This window comes from Pseudomonas sp. R9.37 (assembly GCF_963878885.1).
Taxonomy (GTDB): Bacteria; Pseudomonadota; Gammaproteobacteria; order Pseudomonadales; family Pseudomonadaceae; genus Aquipseudomonas.
Window position 1 is genome coordinate 167,810 of the sequence record NZ_CAWNZA010000004.1, and the last position, 17,481, is coordinate 185,290.

Below are 17,481 nucleotides of genomic sequence, written 5' to 3' on the forward strand. Positions count from 1 at the left end.
TTCGTTTGCAACAGTGGCTCAAGCTCAACAAAATCCAGCGATAGGCCAAGTTCACGCCCCTAGCCATCAGGAATTTTTCTATGCCAACCACCGCACATGTCAGCCCCGACGACATCCGTAAAGGCTTTTCCAAAGCCATGTCCGACATGTACCGAGATGAAGTTCCGCTGTACGGGGCGCTGATGGCGCTGGTGGCCGAGACCAATACCCGGGTGTTGGCCAGTGATTCTGGGCTTTCCCGGCAGTTGCAGCGCACGGGTGAAATCGAGCGTCTGGACATGGAACGTCACGGCGCCATTCGCCTGGGCACAGCCATGGAACTGGCAACCATCCGCCGCCTGTTTGCCGTGATGGGCATGCAACCGGTGGGTTATTACGACCTGACGCCCGCTGGCGTGCCGGTGCATTCCACTGCCTTTCGCGCCGTGCATGAACGCTCACTGCAAGCCAGCCCGTTCCGTGTATTTACCTCACTGCTGCGCTTGGAACTGATTGAAAACCTTGAGCTGCGCGCCTTTGCCGAAAACGCCCTGGCCCAACGCAACATCTTCACCCCTGGCGCCTTGGCGTTGATTGAGCAAGCGGAACGCGACGGCGGCCTCAACGCCGACGACGCCGAGGCATTTATCCGCCAAGCCCTGGAAACCTTTCGCTGGCACCACACCGCCACCGTCACCGGCGCGCAATACCAGCAACTGAGCGACCAGCATCGCCTGATCGCCGACGTGGTCGCGTTCAAGGGCCCGCACATTAATCACCTGACCCCGCGCACCCTCGACATCGACCAGGTGCAGGCCGCCATGCCCGGCAAAGGCATCACCCCCAAGGCCGTGATCGAAGGGCCGCCGCGTCGCCACTGCCCGATCCTGCTACGCCAGACCAGCTTCAAGGCGCTGGACGAGCCGATCGCCTTCACCGACGCGAAGGGCAGCCACAGCGCGCGCTTCGGCGAAATCGAACAACGCGGCGTCGCGCTGACGCCCAAAGGCCGCGCCCTGTACGACCAGCTGCTGAACGCTGCGCGTGACGAACTGGGCGCCTTCCCGAACGAGGCCAACGCCGCGCGTTACGTGCAGTTGATGGAGCAGCACTTCAAGGCATTCCCCGATAACCACACCCAGATGCGCGAGCAAGGGCTGGCGTACTTTCGCTATTTCGTGACCAAGCAAGGCCTGGCGGCGCGCGGCCAAGCCAATCAACCGGGCACACTCCAGGCGCGCGTTGCTGCCGGCCATGTGGACGTGGAACCGCTGGTGTATGAGGATTTTCTGCCGGTGAGTGCGGCGGGGATCTTTCAGTCCAATCTTGGGGATGCGGCGCAGAGTCACTATGCGGCGAATTCGAACCAGGCCGAATTCGAGAAAGCACTGGGCTGCCGAACGATTGATGAGCTGAAGCTGTACAGCGAGACGCAACAGCGCTCGATGGATGAATGCATCCAGGCGCTGCAGGTATGAAATGAGAGTGCCCACCCGGCTCACCAGCGCAATCCTTGCGCCGCAACAGTCCCCAGAGCCGGGTGGGCGGTGCGCATGATAGACAGTGAAAAGCGCTCTGTCCCTCAGACAATTCTGAACAAATATGTCCGCGCCCTGTAGGAGCGCGGACTGCAACTACACCAATTGCTGCACAATCTTGTCTTTGACCAAAAGGCGCTTCTTCTTCAGTTTTTCCAGTTCTTCGTCAGCCCCGCCTGAAGACTCGAAAGCCAGCACCTCCTTGTCGGCGGCGTCGTATTGCTCGAGCAGCGTGTTCAAACGGTCATCGCCCCTCCTGCGTTCGTGAACGACTTCCTTGGTCAAACCCAGATCCTGATACAGGTCGTGTTTCACTGGCATGGAGTACCTCCGCAAGTTGATCAATGGCCTACGCGTTTGAAGCTAGCCCATTGCGGGGGGTCTTGTCATGTCCCGGGTCATTACATCCCCGTTCGTCGTAATGCGGGCGATGCGATCAAACCTTTGCCACGCCCTGCCCTCCACTGTAGATCGCCACCCGAGGGAGAACGGTTTCATGAATCACGCTGCCACTGCTGTCGACACCCAATGCATCAACACGATTCGCACCCTGGCCATGGACGCCGTGCAGAAGGCCAACTCCGGCCACCCCGGCACGCCGATGGGCCTGGCGCCAGTGGGCTACACGTTGTGGAGCCGCTTCCTGCGTTATCACCCGCAGCATCCCGACTGGCCTAACCGCGACCGTTTTGTGTTGTCAGTGGGGCACGCGTCGATGCTGCTGTATTCGCTGCTGCACCTGGCCGGTGTGGTGGAGATCGATGCTCAAGGCAAACGCTCCGGCCAGCCGGCAATCAGCCTGGACGATATCAAGCAGTTCCGGCAGATGAGTTCCAAGACCCCGGGCCATCCCGAGTACCGCATGACCACCGGCGTTGAAACCACCACCGGCCCCCTTGGCCAGGGTTGCGCCAACAGTGTCGGCATGGCCATGGCCGAGCGTTGGCTGGGCCAGCGTTTCAACCGCGATGGCACCGTGCTGTTCGATTACAGCGTCTACACCCTGTGCGGCGACGGCGACATGATGGAAGGCATCAGCAGCGAAGCGGCCTCGATTGCCGGGCACCTGAAGCTGGACAACCTGTGCTGGATCTACGACAACAACACCATCAGCATCGAGGGCCATACCGAACTGGCGTTCAGTGAAGATGTGATCAAGCGCTTCCAGGCCTACGGCTGGCACACCCTGCACGTCACCGATGCCAACGACTTGCAAGCCTTGAGCAGCGCCCTGGAAACGTTCAAGGCCAACACCGGCGCACCGACCCTCATTGTGGTCGACAGCGTGATCGGCTACGGCTCACCACACAAACACAACACCGCCGCCGCCCATGGCGAACCGCTGGGCGCTGATGAGATCCGGCTGACCAAGGCGGCCTACGGCTGGCCCGAGGATTCCAGCTTCCTGGTGCCCGACGAGGTCCGCACCGTGCTGCGCGATGCGCTGCTTGAGCGCAGCCAGCCGCAGTATGAAGAATGGACCCGCCACTTGTCGCAGCTGGAACAGTACGAACCGGAACTGGCGGATGAACTGCGCCGCATGCGCGCGGGCGAAATGCCCGAGCACTGGCAGGATGAACTGCCCAGCTTCGACACCGACGCCAAAGGCGTCGCCAGCCGTGCAGCCGGTGGCGAGGTATTGAATGCCTTTGCCCAACAGATTCCGTGGCTGCTTGGCGGCTCTGCAGACTTGTCGCCCTCGACCAAGACCAACCTGACCTTTGATGGCGCCGGGCGTTTCAGTGCCGATGATTACAGCGGGCGCAACCTGCACTTCGGCATCCGTGAGCACGCCATGGGCGCGATTGCCAACGGCATGGCGCTGTCGTACCTGCGACCCTACACCTCGACCTTCCTGGTGTTCAGCGACTACATGAAACCGCCGATCCGCCTGGCGGCGATCATGGAATTGCCGGTGGTGTTTGTGTTTACCCATGACTCCATTGGCGTCGGCGAAGATGGGCCGACGCACCAGCCCATCGAGCACCTGACACAACTGCGCGCAACGCCAGGGCTGCTGACCCTGCGACCCGGCGACGCCAATGAAACCCTGGAACTGTGGAAGGTCGCGCTGGCGCAGACCCATCGGCCAAGTTGCGTGGTGCTGTCGCGTCAAGCGCTGCCGACCCTGGATCGTACGAAATACGCGCCGGCGTCCGGTGCGGCCAAGGGCGCTTATGTCCTGGCGGGCGCGGACAACCCTGAAGTCCTGCTGTTGGCGACGGGCAGTGAAGTCAGCCTGGCGGTTGCGGCTTATGAGCAGTTGAAAAGCGAAGGCATTGCCGTGCAAGTGGTGTCGATGCCCAGCTGGGAACTGTTTGAAGAACAGGACCAGGCGTACCGCGACAGCGTGTTGCCACCGGCGGTGAAAGCCCGGGTCGTCGTGGAACAAGCCGGCCCGCTGGGGTGGGACCGTTACGTCGGGCAGACCGGCGCAAAAGTGGTGATGAGCACCTTTGGCGCCTCGGCGCCGTTGGCCAAGTTGCAGGAAAAGTTTGGGTTTACCACAGAGAATGTGGTGAAGCTGGCGAAGGAACAGCTGGCTAAATCCTGATAAAAAAATGCGCAAGCGGGCTGGCCCGCTTGCGCATTTCGACCTGATGGGCAGTTAAGTCAGTTCTCGTACCAGAAACGGCGCAGTGCGGCTGACCTTGCTTTTGGCCACCTTCTGCGGCGTGCCACTGGCTACCACCTTGCCGCCCTGCGTGCCGGCCCCCGGCCCGATATCGATCACCCAGTCACTCTGCGCCACGACGCGCATCTCGTGCTCTACCACCACCACCGTGTGCCCCGCCTCGACCAGATGATTCAGCTGGCTGAGTAAGCGGTCCACATCACGTGGGTGTAACCCGGTGGTGGGCTCGTCCAAGACATACAGCGTGGCGCCTCGCGCATTGCGTTGCAGCTCGGTCGCCAGCTTGATGCGCTGCGCCTCACCGCCGGACAGCTCGGTGGCCGGCTGGCCCAAGCGCAAATACCCCAGGCCAATATCGCGCAACACCTGCAACGAGCGCAGCACCCCAGGCTGCTCGGCAAACACCTCCACCGCCTGCTCCACCGTCAGCCCCAGCACTTGAGCAATGCTCAACCCCTGCCATTTGATCGCCAGGGTCTCAGGGTTGTAACGCGCACCGTGACAAGTCGGGCACGGCGCATACACGCTCGGCATGAACAGCAACTCGACACTCACAAACCCCTCTCCCTCGCAATTGGGGCAGCGGCCCTTGGCGACGTTGAAGGAGAACTGCCCGGCGTCATAGTGGCGCTTCTTCGCCGCCGGTGTGGCGGCGAACAGTTTGCGCACGTTGTCGAACAGCCCGGTGTAGGTCGCAAGGTTGGAGCGCGGCGTTCGGCCGATGGGTTTCTGGTCTACCTGCACCAGGCGCCGGATCGACTCCAGACCCGCACTGATACGCCCGCCGCTAGTTTGCGGGGTGTCGTCTTCCAGGCTGGGTTCTTCGTCGGCTTCCACCACACGGCCCAACCCCGCGCCCACCAGTTCCAGCAGCGCCTGGCTGACCAGGCTGGATTTGCCCGAGCCCGAAATACCCGTCACCGCCGTAAAGCACCCCAGTGGGAAGTCCACGCTCAGGTCATTGAGGTTGTTGCGCGTCACGCCTTCGAGCTTCAACCAACCGGTGGGCTCACGGCGCGACTGGCTCGGCGGGCGCCGCTCGGCAAACAGATATTCCCGCGTCTGCGACGCCTCGATATCCGCCAGGCCCGCGGGCGGGCCGCTGTACAGCACTTGCCCGCCATGCTCGCCGGCAGCCGGCCCCACGTCGATCAGCCAGTCGGCGCGGCGCATGGTTTCCAGGTCGTGCTCAACCACAAACAGCGAATTGCCTGCGGCTTTCAAGCGCTCCAGCGCGGTGAACAACGCTTCGCCATCCGCCGGGTGCAGACCCGCCGACGGTTCATCCAGCACATAGATCACGCCGAACAACTGCGAGCCCAATTGCGTGGCCAGGCGCAGGCGCTGCAGCTCGCCGGACGACAACGTCGGCGTACTGCGCTCCAGCGACAGGTAACCCAGGCCCAGCTCGATCAGGGTGCTCACGCGCTCAAGCAAATCCTCGGCGATGCGCTGGGCGGCCAGGCGTTTTTCCACCGACAGTTTCATCTTGTCCTGCCCCGCCGCGACCGGCCGCAGCAACTCCGCCAACTGCGACAGCGACAGTTGCGACAACTCACCGATATCCACCCCGGCGAATTTCACCGACAGCGCCGCCCGGGTCAGGCGTTTGCCCTCGCACAACGGGCAGGCGCTGCCCTGCATGAACTGCGAGACGCGCTTTTTCATCAGCGCACTCTGGGTGTGGGTGAAGGTGTGCAGGATATAGCGCCGCGCGCCGCTGAAGGTGCCCTGGTAACTGGGTTCGAGCTTGCGCTTCAAGGCCGCGCGGGTCTGTTCCGGCGTGAAGCCTGCGTACACCGGCACGGTCGGGGTGTCTTCGGTGAACAGGATCCAGTCGCGCTGTTTTTTCGGCAGGTCGCGCCAGGGAATGTCCACGTCATAGCCGAGCGTCACAAGGATGTCGCGCAGGTTCTGCCCTTGCCACGCCAACGGCCACGACGCCACCGCACGCTGGCGGATGGTCAACGACGGATCGGGCACCATCAGCGCCTCGGTCACCTCATACACCCGGCCCAGGCCATGGCACTGCGGGCACGCGCCCTGGGGCAGGTTCGGCGAAAAGTCCTCGGCGTACAGCATGGCCTGGCCCGGCGGATAACTGCCGGCCCGCGAGTACAACATGCGGATCAGGCTCGACAAGGTCGTGACGCTGCCCACCGAAGAGCGCGCACTCGGCGTGCCGCGCTGCTGCTGCAGGGCCACGGCCGGCGGCAGACCTTCGATGGAATCCACATCCGGCACGCCGACCTGATCGATCAGGCGCCGTGCGTAAGGCGCTACCGATTCGAAATAACGACGCTGGGCTTCGGCGTACACCGTGGAAAACGCCAGGGATGATTTGCCGGAGCCCGAGACGCCAGTGAACACCACCAGGGCGTCCCGCGGAATGTCGACATCGACGTTACGCAGGTTATGTTCGCGAGCGCCGCGCACTCGCACAAAGCCAGGGTGCTGGCCGGTGACTGGAGGGATGTTGCGCTGTGAAGTCATGAAAGACCTTATCGGACAGTGAGCACGCTGCGCACCCGTTGTGTCAGGGATTCGGGGCTGTAGGGCTTGCTCAGCAGATGAATGTCGGGGCTCAGCAGGTGATTGCTGGAAAGAATGTCGCGGGTGTGCCCGGAGGTGAACAGCACCGCCACCGGCGGTACCTGGGCGCGGGCCCAGTCGGCCAGGTCAGTACTTTTGACCCGACCGGGCATCACCACGTCGGTAAAAATCAGGTCCGGCTGCACGCCGCCCTGCAGCGCTTGCATCGCGCGGTCGCCGTCTTCGGCGGTGAGCACGGTGTAGCCCGACTGCTCGAGCAATTCCACCACCGTCACCCGTACATCGACGTTGTCCTCGACCACCAGAATGGTTTCCTGGCCACCCGCGTGCGGCACAGCCTCAACGGGGTGGCTGTCCGGGTCCTCGGCGCCGAGGCTGCGCGGAAAGTACATCTGCACCACCGTGCCCTTGCCCTCCTCGCTCCACACCTCGACATGGCCGCCGCTTTGCCGCACGAAACCAAACACCATGCTCAAGCCAAGGCCGGTGCCATGGCCTTCACGCTTGGTGGTAAAGAACGGTTCGAATACCCGCGCCAGGACCGCCTGCGACATGCCCACGCCAATATCCGTGACGGCCAGGCGCACATATTCGCCAGGCAGGACGCTCTTGCCCACGCAGTCGTCGGGGTTGAGGATGATGTTATCGCCGGTGATGCGAATCACGCCCTCGCCTTGCATGGCATCGCGGGCATTGATCGCCAGGTTGAGCAAGGCGTTTTCCAACTGGTTGCGGTCGACATTGATGCACCAGGAATCCTGCGGCAATTGCACATCGATATGGATGGTTTCGCCCAACGCCCGCTGCAGTAATTCACCCAAACCTGCGTAGATGCGCTGGGGGTTGTAAACAGCCGGCGACAACGGTTGGCGTCGAGCAAAAGCCAGCAGTTGCGACGACAGTTTGGCGCCGCGCTCCACCGCTGCGATGGCGGCCGTGACACGGCGCTGTACCTGGGCATTCTCGGGTTCGTGCCGGGCCAGCAGGTGCAGGTTGCCGGCGATCACTTGCAGCAGGTTATTGAAGTCGTGGGCCACGCCACCGGTCAGGCCGCCGATGGCTTCGAGTTTTTGCGACTGACGCAATTGCGCTTCGGCCGAGGAGCGCGCCTGCACTTCGGCCGCCACGCGTTGCTCCAGGTTATGCGTCAATTCCTGGCGCAAGCGTTCGGAGTTCACGTGGGCGGTGGTCTCCACCACAATCGCGAGCACACCCGCCGGTTGTTGGTCGTCGCCGGCGACGGGGCTGTAGTAAAGATCCATCCAGACATCTTCCGGCTTGCCATTGCGCAGCAGCACCAGTTGCTTGTTGTTGAACGATAACGTGCCGCCCGCCAAACAGGTGTCCACCACACGCCGGTTGAACTCGGCCACTTCCGGCCAGCCCAGCTCCACGGGCGTGCCCAACAGATACGGATGCCGGCCGCCGGCAAATACCGAGTAGCTGTCGTTGTAGATCATGTACCCCGGCCGCCCCCACAGCATCACCATCGGCATCGGGGATGCCAGTAGCATCTGCACGGCGCTGACCAGACTCTTCGGCCAGGCGTGGATCGGGCCGAGGTCAGTGGTCGACCAGTCAAAGGCGCGGATCCGCTGGGCCATTTCACCGCCCCAGCCTTCGCAGCCATGGGTGTTGGATAAAAAAAGCATCTATGGGCTCTTGGCGAAGAGAAGAATGGATGAGTGATGCAGTTGCGCTGATAAAAACTTGGAGCCTGACTGCAATAATTCGTTTCATTGCATATAGCTTATCCGAGAAGGCCTGAGCAACTCCCGTCAATGAAAATCCCGGCTGCGCACATTAATCCCATCCAGCAGCGGCGTCAGGTCGGTCAGGCGCCCGGCAATCAAGTGCCGTATCTCGCCTACCGCCTCCCAGCGCCCGTCGACTTTCAACAGGCGCGAACCGACCAGCGCCTGACGCTGACGCTCGGCCAAGTCACGCCAGACCACCACATTGAGGTTGCCGAATTCATCCTCCAGGGTGACGAAGGTAACCCCGCTGGCGGTGCCCGGGCGTTGCCGGCCGGTGACCAGCCCCGCGACGCTGACGTTGCGCCCATGCGCAACCGCCATCAGCTCGAGGGAACTGCGACAGCGGCGTTTACGCAGTTCATCACGCAGCAACGCCAAGGGATGCGGGCCAAGGGTGGTGCCGACCGTGGCGTAGTCGGCCTGCAGGTCTTCGCCAACCGTTGGTGCCGGCAGCGCCACCGCCGCTTCGTCGGGGCTGGGCAGGCCAGCGAACAGCCCCAGCTGTTTATGCACCCCGGCCACTTCCCAGCGCGCCTTGTGCCGGTTGCCGGCCAACGCGCGCAAGGCGCCCGAGTCCGCCAGCAATGCCTGGGCGCGCGCATCCAGCCCGGCGCGTTCGTCCAGGTCGGCAATGTCGCTGAACGTACCGCGCTGGCGGGCCGCTTCGATGCGCCGCGCGTCTTCCTCGCGAAACCCCGAGATCATGCGCAAGCCCATGCGGATCGCCGGTTGCTGGCCGTCGATAGGTTCCAGGCTGCAATCCCAGTCACTGGCCAGCACATCGACCGGGCGGATCTGCAAGCGATGACGCCGCGCATCCTGCAGGATCTGGTCCGGGCTGTAGAAGCCCATGGGCCAGCTGTTGATCAGTGCACAGGCAAAGGCCGCCGGCTCATGGCATTTGAGCCAGCAACTGGCGTAGGTCAGCAAGGCAAAACTGGCCGCGTGGGACTCGGGAAAACCATAGCTGCCAAAACCTTTGATCTGTTCGAAGATTTGCGCGGCAAATGCCTCGCTGTAGCCGTTCTTGAGCATGCCGGCGCGCAGGCGTGCCTGATGCGGCTCAAGCCCGCCATGGCGTTTCCAGGCGGCCATCGAGCGGCGCAGCTGGTCGGCCTCGCCGGGGCCATAGTCGGCGGCGACCATGGCGATCTGCATCACTTGTTCCTGAAACAGTGGCACGCCCAAGGTGCGCTCCAGCACCGCCTTGAGTTGCGGTGAGGGATACGTCGTCGGCTCTTCGTTATTACGCCTGCGCAGGTATGGGTGCACCATGCCGCCCTGGATCGGGCCCGGCCGCACGATGGCGACCTCGATCACCAAGTCATAGAATTTTTGCGGCTTGAGCCTGGGCAGCATCGACATTTGCGCGCGCGACTCGATCTGGAACACGCCAATGGTGTCGGCCTTGCTGATCATCGCGTAGGTGGCGGCGTCCTCCTTGGGAATCGTCGCCAGCGCCAGGTCCAGGTTGCGATGCCGGCGCAGTAAATCGAAGCAGCGACGGATCGCGCTGAGCATGCCCAGTGCCAGAATATCCACCTTGAGCAGGCCAACGGCGTCGAGGTCGTCCTTGTCCCACTGGATGATGGTGCGCTCGGCCATGGCGGCGTTTTCCACCGGCACCAGCGTGTCCAGCGGGTATTCGGAAATCACGAAGCCGCCAGGGTGCTGGGACAAGTGCCGGGGGAAGCCGATCAACTGCTGCGTCAGCGTGAGCACCCGGCGCAGGATCGGGCTTTGCGGGTCGAAGCCGCCTTCGCGCAAGCGCTCCAGGGGCGGCGCATCGTCGCTCCAGCACCCACAGCATTCGGCCAGGGCGTTGATCTGGTCCGGCGGTAAGCCGAGGGCCTTGGCCACATCGCGCACCGCGCCGGCTGCGTGGTAGCTGCTGACCACCGCCGTCAAGGCCGCGCGGGTGCGCCCATAGCGCTGGAACACGTATTGCAGCACTTCTTCGCGGCGTTCATGTTCGAAGTCAACGTCGATATCCGGCGGCTCGTTGCGCTCCTTGGACAGGAAGCGTTCGAACAGCATGTTCATCAGGCTCGGGTTGATCTCGGTGATGCCCAAGGCAAAACACACCGCCGAGTTGGCCGCCGAGCCCCGGCCCTGGCACAGGATCGAACGGCTGCGGGCAAAGCGCACAATGTCGTGCACGGTGAGGAAATAACTTTCGTAACCCAGCTCGCTGATCAGCGCCAACTCATGGTTGATCTGCTGCAAGGTCTTGGCATCGACACCCTGCGGCCAGCGCTGGGCAATGCCTTCTTCGGTGAGCTGGCGCAACCAGGATGTCGCGTTTTGGCCGGCGGGTACCAACTCGCGCGGGTAGTGGTAACGCAATTGGCTGAGGTCGAACGTGCAGCGCCGTGCGATGGCCAGGGTTTCATCCAGCAAGGCGTGCGGGTACAGCGCGCCGAGGGCGTCGAGGCTGCGCAGATGCCGCTCGCCATTGGGATGCAGGCGTGTGCCGGCGTCGGCCACCGTGACGTGATGACGGATAGCGGTCATGGTGTCTTGCAGGGCGCGGCGACCGCGCGCATGCATGTGCACATCGCCGCAGGCCACCGCCTTGATGTGCAGGCTGGCGGCCAGGGCCAGGCGCTGTTCCAGGTGGCGCGCATCGTTCTGACCGCAATGCAGGTGCACCGCCAGCCACAGGCGATCGGCGAAGGTACGGCGCAGCCACTGGATCGAGGCCTGGGTGTCGCTGTCGTCGGCAACCCACAGCGCCAGCAGGCCTGGCAGAGGCTGGTCGAAGTCTTCCTGCAGCAGGCGATAGCGGCCTTTCTCGGCGCGGCGTCGGGCCAGGGTGATCAGCCGGCACAGGTGCTGGTAGCCACTGAGGTCTTCAACCAGCAACACCAGTTTGGGGCCATTCTCGATGCGCACCTCGCTGCCGATAATCAGCGGCATGTCCACCGCCTTCGCCGCTTGCCAGGCGCGCACAATGCCCGACAAGGTGCATTCGTCGGTGATCGCCAAGGCGCTGTAGCCTTGGCGCTTGGCGCGCTCGAACAACTCCAGCGCACTCGACGCGCCGCGCTGAAAACTGAAATTGGACAGGCAATGCAGCTCGGCGTAGCTCATGCAAACCAGCCTTGCAGCCACAGCCCATCGCTTTGCCCGACGGTGCGATAGGCCCAGCCTTGCTGCCCGGCGCGGGTCTGGATCAGGTAATAGTCGCGGCGAATATCGGCGCCATCCCACCAACCGGATTCGATGCGTTCCGGGCCCATCAGAATCTGTACGCCCTGCTCGGCCAGCAAGGTCGGCTCGTGCAGCAACCAGCCCGGGCGCTGCACCTTGTTCAAAGTGGGACACGCGCGGCTATCGGCGGCGGCTTGCCAGGCGCATTCGGGGCGGTGGTCGGCATGAAAGCGCAGGCCTTGCACAGCCTCATCGCCCAGGCGTGCACGCAAGCGTTCGCGCAGCTGCTCCCAGGGCAACGTCTGTTGCGGGCGGTCGTCGAACAAGTCCTGGCGTTGCGGCACGAACACTGGCAGGTCTTGGGCGACCAGGCGAAAGCCGCGTACCGGCGAGGTGACTTGCACCTGCTCCAGACGGCCGCGGGCCAGTTCGAACAGCATCGCCGGTTCGCGCTCGGCGCTGAGCAGGCCGACCTTGATCACGCTGTCAGGCGCCTGGGCGTGTTCCAGGTGCAGGTCGAAACGCTGCACGCCGCTGTCGCGACCGCAAAGGAAGGCCGAAAGGTCTCCGGTCAGGCGGCGCAACGGAAACAGTAAGGCCTGGTGGGATTGCACATCGAAATTCAGCTCGATGCGTGCATCGAACTGGTCCGGTGGCTGATAGAACGCCAGGGGCAGCGGCCGCTGCCCGCTCAGCGCATCCAGGTGCTTGAGCAAGCCGGCATCAAAGCGCCGCGCCAGCGTGTGGCGAGGCAACGCCTGCACCTGAGCCAGCGTGCGCAGGCCCATGCGTGACAAGGCGGTGGCGGCCTGCGGGTCGAGGCCTGAACGGTCGAGAGGCAATGGCGCCAGGGCTTGGTGCAGCGCGTGATCATCGGCCACGGCCAGGCCATCGGAGATATTGGCCAGCACCCGCGCCGCCGCCGGATTGGGCGCGGCGACGATACGGTGGCGAAACCCCAACGCGGTCAGCTCGTTGCGCAACCGCGCCTCGAACTGCGGCCACGGCCCGAACAGGCCCAGGCTCGATTCGATCTCGAACAGCAAGGCGCGCGGGTAATACACACTGACCTGGGAACTGAAACGGTAAGCCCAGGCCGCCAGAAACTGCTGCCAGCGCTCGATTTCTGCGGGGTCGTATTCGGCGCTGGCGAAGGTCTTGGCCAGCGCATGCGCAGCCGTCAGCGATTGCCCGGGGCGCAGGCCCAACGCGCGGGCGGCGGCATTGACGGTTTGCAACACGCGACGCTGCGGCGTACCAGCCAGCAACACCAGCGGCTGGTCGGGCTCGGGATGCACACGCTGCACCCCGTCCAGCGCCAATTGCGGGAAGACAATACACACCCAGCGCATGGCAACCTCAGTGCCCCGCCAGCGCAATCGGCGCCGGATGGGCCAGCCCGCCCCGGCATTTGAGCACCCGCACTTGCGCCGGTTTTGCCTCAACGGCCAGGCGCAAGGCAGCGGGCGAGGCATTGATTGCCTCGTGTAAAGAGCGCCAGGCAAACGCCAGGGTCTGGCCGGTTTCGGCCGCCACCTGCAAACGGCGCAAGGCGCGGTCATCGGCCTTGCGCGGCCAGCACAGCACGGCGCCGCAACTGCCGGAACGCAGGCATTGTTCGACGGCCCACAAGGTATCGCGCTCCTCGGCCTGGATCACCGAAAGCTGGCGCAAATCCACCCCGGCGTTCTGCCAGGCGTGCGGGTACGGCGTGTAAGGCGGCGCGACCAGCACGATGCGCTCGCCTGCCGTTGATAAACGCGCCAGGGTCGGCAGCACCAATTGCAATTCGCCGACCCCTTCCTTGGCCATCAGGATTTCGCTCAGGGCCGCCTCCGGCCAGCCGCCGCTGGGCAGCACCGCGTCCAGCGCCGCCAGCCCGGTGGGGTGCACGCTGGCCGGCGGCGCAACAGGCCGGCCCTTCCAGACTCGGCCGCCATTGAACAGCGAGTCCAGGGCAACGACGGCGCCCATCAGCCTTGCCTCACCAGGCCGCAGAACACCCCTTCGATGGCCAGGTCCTGGTCGGGGCCTACCTCGATGGGTTGATACGCGGGGTTACGCGGCAGCAGGCGCACGTGCTCGCCATGGCGCTCGAAGCGTTTGATGGTGACCTCGCCGTCCAGGCGCGCCACCACAATCTGGCCGTTCAAGGCTTCGGCGCTGCGGCGTACGCCGACCAGGTCGCCGTCGAGAATGCCGTCTTCGATCATCGAATCGCCCTGCACCCGCAACAGGTAATCCGGGGTTTTCGCAAAGGTGGCGGGGTCCAGTTGCAGGCGGTTGTGCACTTCGGCGTCGGCGCCAATCGGCAAACCGGCGGCGACGCGGCCGAGCACGGGCACATCCAGCCATTCCGGGCGTGCCGGCTGGTTGAGCAGGCGGATGCCCCGGGCCTGGTTAGGGTTGACCTCGATATAACCGGCTTCCGTGAGGGCCACCACGTGCTTACGCGCTACGCTGCGGGAGGCAAAACCGAACGCCTCGGCGATCTCGGCGAGGCTGGGGGGCTGGCCTTGCTGCGCGATGCGGTCGCGGATAAAGGTCAGGATGGCAGTGCGGCGGGGGGTCAGGGTCGTCATGGAGTACATTTGTACTCTTGTAGGAAATCTCTGACAATAGCCGTCAGTCGGGAGCGCTCGAGTGCCTGTCCGAGGGCAGCAACGCACCGGCATTCAGCGCAAGCCTGCCCCTGGAGTCAGCCATAAACCGGCCAAGTCTCCACTATCTTTGCGCCGCGCACCGCCAGCAGATCCCCAAACTGCAACAGCACATACTCACTCTGCGTGGGCCGCAAAAACACCTGATCCTCAACCCTCAACCCCACCGCAGGCGAACCGTTAACCATCTCCTGGTTCGAACTGCGCCCATACAATCCATTGCTTTGCAGCCCCGAGGGCGACTCAAACTCCGCCATCCAGTTACCGCCATATATAAAGAAGGTCTCGCGCTGATTCGGGTCCCACCACGAAAAGACCCGCGACGTCCCCTCCAACGCCGGAATCGTCACCTGACCGGTGCTTTTCAATACCGGCGTAGCGATAAACGCGGCCGGCACATGCTCACTCAGCGACGGCAGATCGTAATGGGTGGGCTTGAGCAACGCCGTGCCCACCGACACCTCGCTGCTGGTGCGTTCCTGCTCATGCATGCGATAACTGGGGCTGCCCGCCGTATTCAATGTCAGCCCCTCGCCCCATAACCCGGCAAATTGCCGACGCGTAAAATCGACATACCCGTCATAACGCTGCATCACGTGCTCGAACAGCACCTGGGGCGAGCCGAGAATGCCCGGCACGCCCATCCCTACAAACGGGTCATAACCCATGAACCCGGCAAACGCCAAATGCTGCGGATGAGCACCGATCAACCTGAGCATCTGCGCCAGCACCGCGTTATCACTGACCCCGCCGCGATGCAGGCCCACGTTCAATTCGATATTCACCCGCATGCGCGTGCCCAACCCCTGGGCCAGCGCCAGGTATTGCTGCAGCCGCTCGGGCGTATCCAGCAACCACTGCAACTGCCGAGCGGGCTCGAACGGGCCTTTATGGGTGTGATAAAACACCTCGGCCGAACGCACCGGCAGCGGCTTGCCCATCAAGATATCCGCCTCGGGAAACACCAGGGCATCGTGATTCAGAAACGGCTGATGAAACGACATCAACCGCTGCGTACCCGCACGTTTGGCGATGTAGGCCAGCAACCCCGGCGACGGCAGCGATTTCTCCACCAGCCGCAAGTGCTTGCCACCACGGCCCACAGACTGCATCACCACATCGATATTGTGATCCAGGCGGTCCAGGTCAATCAGCATCACCGGACGCATCGGCCCATGCGCCTTGAGCTCATTATTCAGGCTGCGGAAATACTCGCTGTATGGGCCGCCGCGATCACTGGGGCGCAGCAGCCAGGCGCCGCCGGCCAGTGCAGCAGCGGTGCCCAGGACAAAATGCCGTCGGTTCATCAGGCCACTCCCAGGATGGATGACAGGTGCGCATTGAGAAATTTGCCGCCGGGGTCCAGCTCGCGGCGCACCCGCGTGAATTCGTCCCAGCGCGGGTACAACGGCTGCAAGGTGCGCGCGTTGAGGGTGTGTAATTTGCCCCAGTGCGGGCGCCCGGCGTACTTCCAGAAAATCGGCTCCACGGCGGCAAAGAAGTTGTGATGGTCCATGGCGTAATGCTGGTGCACCGAGATCGAACAGCTGTCGCGGCCTTCGAACATGCTCAAGGGGATGTCATCGGCCTTGACGTAGCGGTACTCGATAGGAAACCAGGTGCGCAGGTCCTTGTCGGTGATCAGCTTGAGGATGTCGCGCAGGCAGGCCGGGCCGTGTTCGGCAGGCACCGAGTACTCCATCTCGTTGAAACGCACAGTGCGCACGTTGGCGTAGACCTGAAACGACTCGGCCACGCGGTCTTCAAAGCGCGCAAAAAAACGCAGGCTGTTGAGCAAGGTACTACGGGTGTCGGGGAAATCACTGGCGTATTTGTCGAGCTTTTCGATGATCGACACAAACGCGTTGCCGCCCGCCTCGGCCGGGTCAATCGGCGGCGTTTCAGGCGCTTGGGTTTCGTTGAGGGCGATGGACAGCGCGTAGTCGGAATGGGTGACCACGAGCATTTCCCAGTGCTGGTTTTCACGCGTGTGCTTGTCGACGTCTTCGAGCAGCTCTTCGGTCTTGGCGATCCACTGGCGCTCCAGCAGGCGATACGGCGCGCGGTTTTGCGAGCGAATCCGGGTGGCCACGCCCAAGGCCCCAAGAGAAACCCGCGCCGCGCTGAAGACCTCGGGGTGACGCCGGGCGTCGCAATCCAGCACCTCGCCCTGGGCCGTCACCAGTTGCAACCCGGTGACGCAGCCCGAATACGAGGTAAAGCCCACGCCGGTGCCATGGGTGGAGGTAGAAATCGCCCCGGCCAGGGTCTGGTAATCGATGTCCGCCATGTTCGGCAACGCCTGCCCTACCGCCTTGAGCGCCGGGCCCATGCGTGACATCGGCGTGCCGGCGGCGAAGGTCGCTTGCAGAGTCGCGGGGTCGTGGGCCAGCAGCCCATTGAAGCCACTCAGCGAGACCAACGTGCCGTCAGTCGGCACCAGCGCGCTGAATGAATGTGCCGAGCCGACCGGCCGAACAGTGCCGGGCGCCTGACGGATCACCTGCACCAGTTCATCCAGGTCTTTGGGGGCCAGGCGCGCCAGCGGCAGGCACGTCTGCGCCCCCGACCAGTTGCGCCACGGAATCAGGCGTGGCGCGCGGGCCAATTGCGCCAGCACCGGGTTGCCGGCCAGCGCCAGGAACGCCCCGGCCGCAGCCGTTTGTTGCAAGAGTTGCCGCCGTGAGAGCGCCATCCACCACCCCGTTCTTATTGTTGGAGTTCAACACCGGCCATAAAGCTGATCAGCGCCACAAACTGCGCCTCGGAGCACTGCATGCACAGGCCCATGGGCGGCATGCCGTTGTAGCCGTTGATGCTGTGGTCGAGCAGCGTGTCGGTGCCTTGGGCAATGCGCGGGTTCCACGCAGCCTTGTCAGCGGTCAACGGCGCGCCGGACGCAGGGTTTGCGTGGCACAGCTTGCAACTGGTGTCGTAGACCTGGGCCAACGCCGGGTCAGCCGGCATCGCAGTGGCCGCAGTGACGCGTTCGGGGGGATGTTTGGGCGTGTCGTCACAGGCGGTGAGCAGGCCGAGGACGGCCAACAATAAGGCAATGCGGCGCATGGCCACCCTCTCTTCTTAGGCTGTGGAAGCTGCTTGCACACTAAGGCAGCGACGCCACGGCGTTGAGGGTTTTGGCGGACACAAAGGGGGCTTGATGGGACAGTCGAATGCGGGGCGTTGGCCACCCCGGATCCTTGAGG

The 17,481-nt window shown here is 63.7% G+C and carries 12 protein-coding genes; 2 read left to right on the forward strand and 10 right to left on the reverse strand.

What is annotated here, in order from left to right; genetic code table 11:
- Positions 1-80 precede the first annotated feature (80 nt).
- Complete coding sequence (gene hglS / locus AACU78_RS03800; protein ID WP_106579896.1) at positions 81-1,457, forward strand: 2-oxoadipate dioxygenase/decarboxylase HglS; 1,377 nt, start codon at positions 81-83, stop codon at positions 1,455-1,457.
- Positions 1,458-1,613: 156 nt separating this feature from the next.
- Here the strand turns inward: hglS and AACU78_RS03805 are convergent, their stop codons facing one another.
- Complete coding sequence (locus AACU78_RS03805) at positions 1,614-1,838, reverse strand: DUF465 domain-containing protein (protein WP_106579897.1); 225 nt, start codon at positions 1,836-1,838, stop codon at positions 1,614-1,616.
- 175 nt (positions 1,839-2,013) lie between these two features.
- On the opposite strand from AACU78_RS03805, the gene tkt reads away from it, so the two are divergent.
- Positions 2,014-4,071 carry a transketolase gene (gene tkt, locus AACU78_RS03810; RefSeq protein WP_106579898.1) on the forward strand — a complete coding sequence of 686 codons (2,058 nt, stop codon included), beginning with the start codon at positions 2,014-2,016 and terminating at the stop codon, positions 4,069-4,071.
- A 54-nt stretch (positions 4,072-4,125) separates the two neighbouring features.
- Here the strand turns inward: tkt and uvrA are convergent, their stop codons facing one another.
- The 9 genes from uvrA to AACU78_RS03855 all read right to left on the reverse strand — a co-directional run bounded on the left by uvrA (position 4,126) and on the right by AACU78_RS03855 (position 17,341).
- Entirely contained in the window at positions 4,126-6,645 is a 2,520-nt protein-coding gene (uvrA, locus tag AACU78_RS03815; RefSeq protein WP_106579899.1) for an excinuclease ABC subunit UvrA, read from the reverse strand.
- Between the two features lie 8 nt (positions 6,646-6,653).
- A complete protein-coding gene (locus tag AACU78_RS03820; RefSeq protein ID WP_106579900.1) occupies positions 6,654-8,357 on the reverse strand; it encodes an ATP-binding protein in 1,704 nt (567 codons plus the stop codon).
- Positions 8,358-8,483: 126 nt separating this feature from the next.
- Positions 8,484-11,576, reverse strand: coding sequence for an error-prone DNA polymerase (locus AACU78_RS03825; RefSeq protein WP_218276859.1), 3,093 nt, complete (start codon positions 11,574-11,576; stop codon positions 8,484-8,486).
- Positions 11,552-12,967, reverse strand: a complete 1,416-nt coding sequence (locus AACU78_RS03830; protein ID WP_106579902.1) for a Y-family DNA polymerase — start codon at positions 12,965-12,967, stop codon at positions 11,552-11,554. Before AACU78_RS03830 ends, AACU78_RS03825 begins: the two co-directional genes overlap by 25 nt.
- 7 nt (positions 12,968-12,974) lie before the next feature.
- Positions 12,975-13,589, reverse strand: a complete 615-nt coding sequence (imuA, locus tag AACU78_RS03835) for a translesion DNA synthesis-associated protein ImuA (RefSeq protein ID WP_106579903.1) — start codon at positions 13,587-13,589, stop codon at positions 12,975-12,977.
- The gene (lexA, locus tag AACU78_RS03840; RefSeq protein WP_106579904.1) at positions 13,589-14,206 is read right to left on the reverse strand and encodes a transcriptional repressor LexA; all 618 of its coding nucleotides are present in this window, start codon (positions 14,204-14,206) and stop codon (positions 13,589-13,591) included. The genes imuA and lexA overlap by 1 nt, the downstream gene beginning before the upstream one ends.
- Before the next feature lie 107 nt (positions 14,207-14,313).
- A complete protein-coding gene (locus AACU78_RS03845; RefSeq protein ID WP_177410130.1) occupies positions 14,314-15,522 on the reverse strand; it encodes a DSD1 family PLP-dependent enzyme in 1,209 nt (402 codons plus the stop codon).
- Positions 15,523-15,581: 59 nt separating this feature from the next.
- Positions 15,582-16,910 (reverse strand): D-arabinono-1,4-lactone oxidase, encoded by a 1,329-nt coding sequence (locus tag AACU78_RS03850; RefSeq protein WP_177410131.1) that lies wholly within the window; start codon positions 16,908-16,910, stop codon positions 15,582-15,584.
- Between the two features lie 74 nt (positions 16,911-16,984).
- The gene (locus tag AACU78_RS03855) at positions 16,985-17,341 is read right to left on the reverse strand and encodes a c-type cytochrome (RefSeq protein WP_106579907.1); all 357 of its coding nucleotides are present in this window, start codon (positions 17,339-17,341) and stop codon (positions 16,985-16,987) included.
- Positions 17,342-17,481 lie beyond the last annotated feature (140 nt).

Excerpts from the sequence above, each read along its gene's own strand:
- AACU78_RS03820 (WP_106579900.1), bottom strand. The coding sequence starts at position 8,357 with ATGCTTTTTTTATCCAACACCCATGGCTGCGAAGGCTGGGGCGGTGAA.
- lexA (WP_106579904.1), bottom strand. The coding sequence starts at position 14,206 with ATGTACTCCATGACGACCCTGACCCCCCGCCGCACTGCCATCCTGACC.
- AACU78_RS03855 (WP_106579907.1), bottom strand. The coding sequence starts at position 17,341 with ATGCGCCGCATTGCCTTATTGTTGGCCGTCCTCGGCCTGCTCACCGCC.
- uvrA (WP_106579899.1), bottom strand. The coding sequence starts at position 6,645 with ATGACTTCACAGCGCAACATCCCTCCAGTCACCGGCCAGCACCCTGGC.
- AACU78_RS03805 (WP_106579897.1), bottom strand. The coding sequence starts at position 1,838 with ATGCCAGTGAAACACGACCTGTATCAGGATCTGGGTTTGACCAAGGAA.
- AACU78_RS03830 (WP_106579902.1), bottom strand. The coding sequence starts at position 12,967 with ATGCGCTGGGTGTGTATTGTCTTCCCGCAATTGGCGCTGGACGGGGTG.
- imuA (WP_106579903.1), bottom strand. The coding sequence starts at position 13,589 with ATGGGCGCCGTCGTTGCCCTGGACTCGCTGTTCAATGGCGGCCGAGTC.
- hglS (WP_106579896.1), top strand. The coding sequence starts at position 81 with ATGCCAACCACCGCACATGTCAGCCCCGACGACATCCGTAAAGGCTTT.
- tkt (WP_106579898.1), top strand. The coding sequence starts at position 2,014 with ATGAATCACGCTGCCACTGCTGTCGACACCCAATGCATCAACACGATT.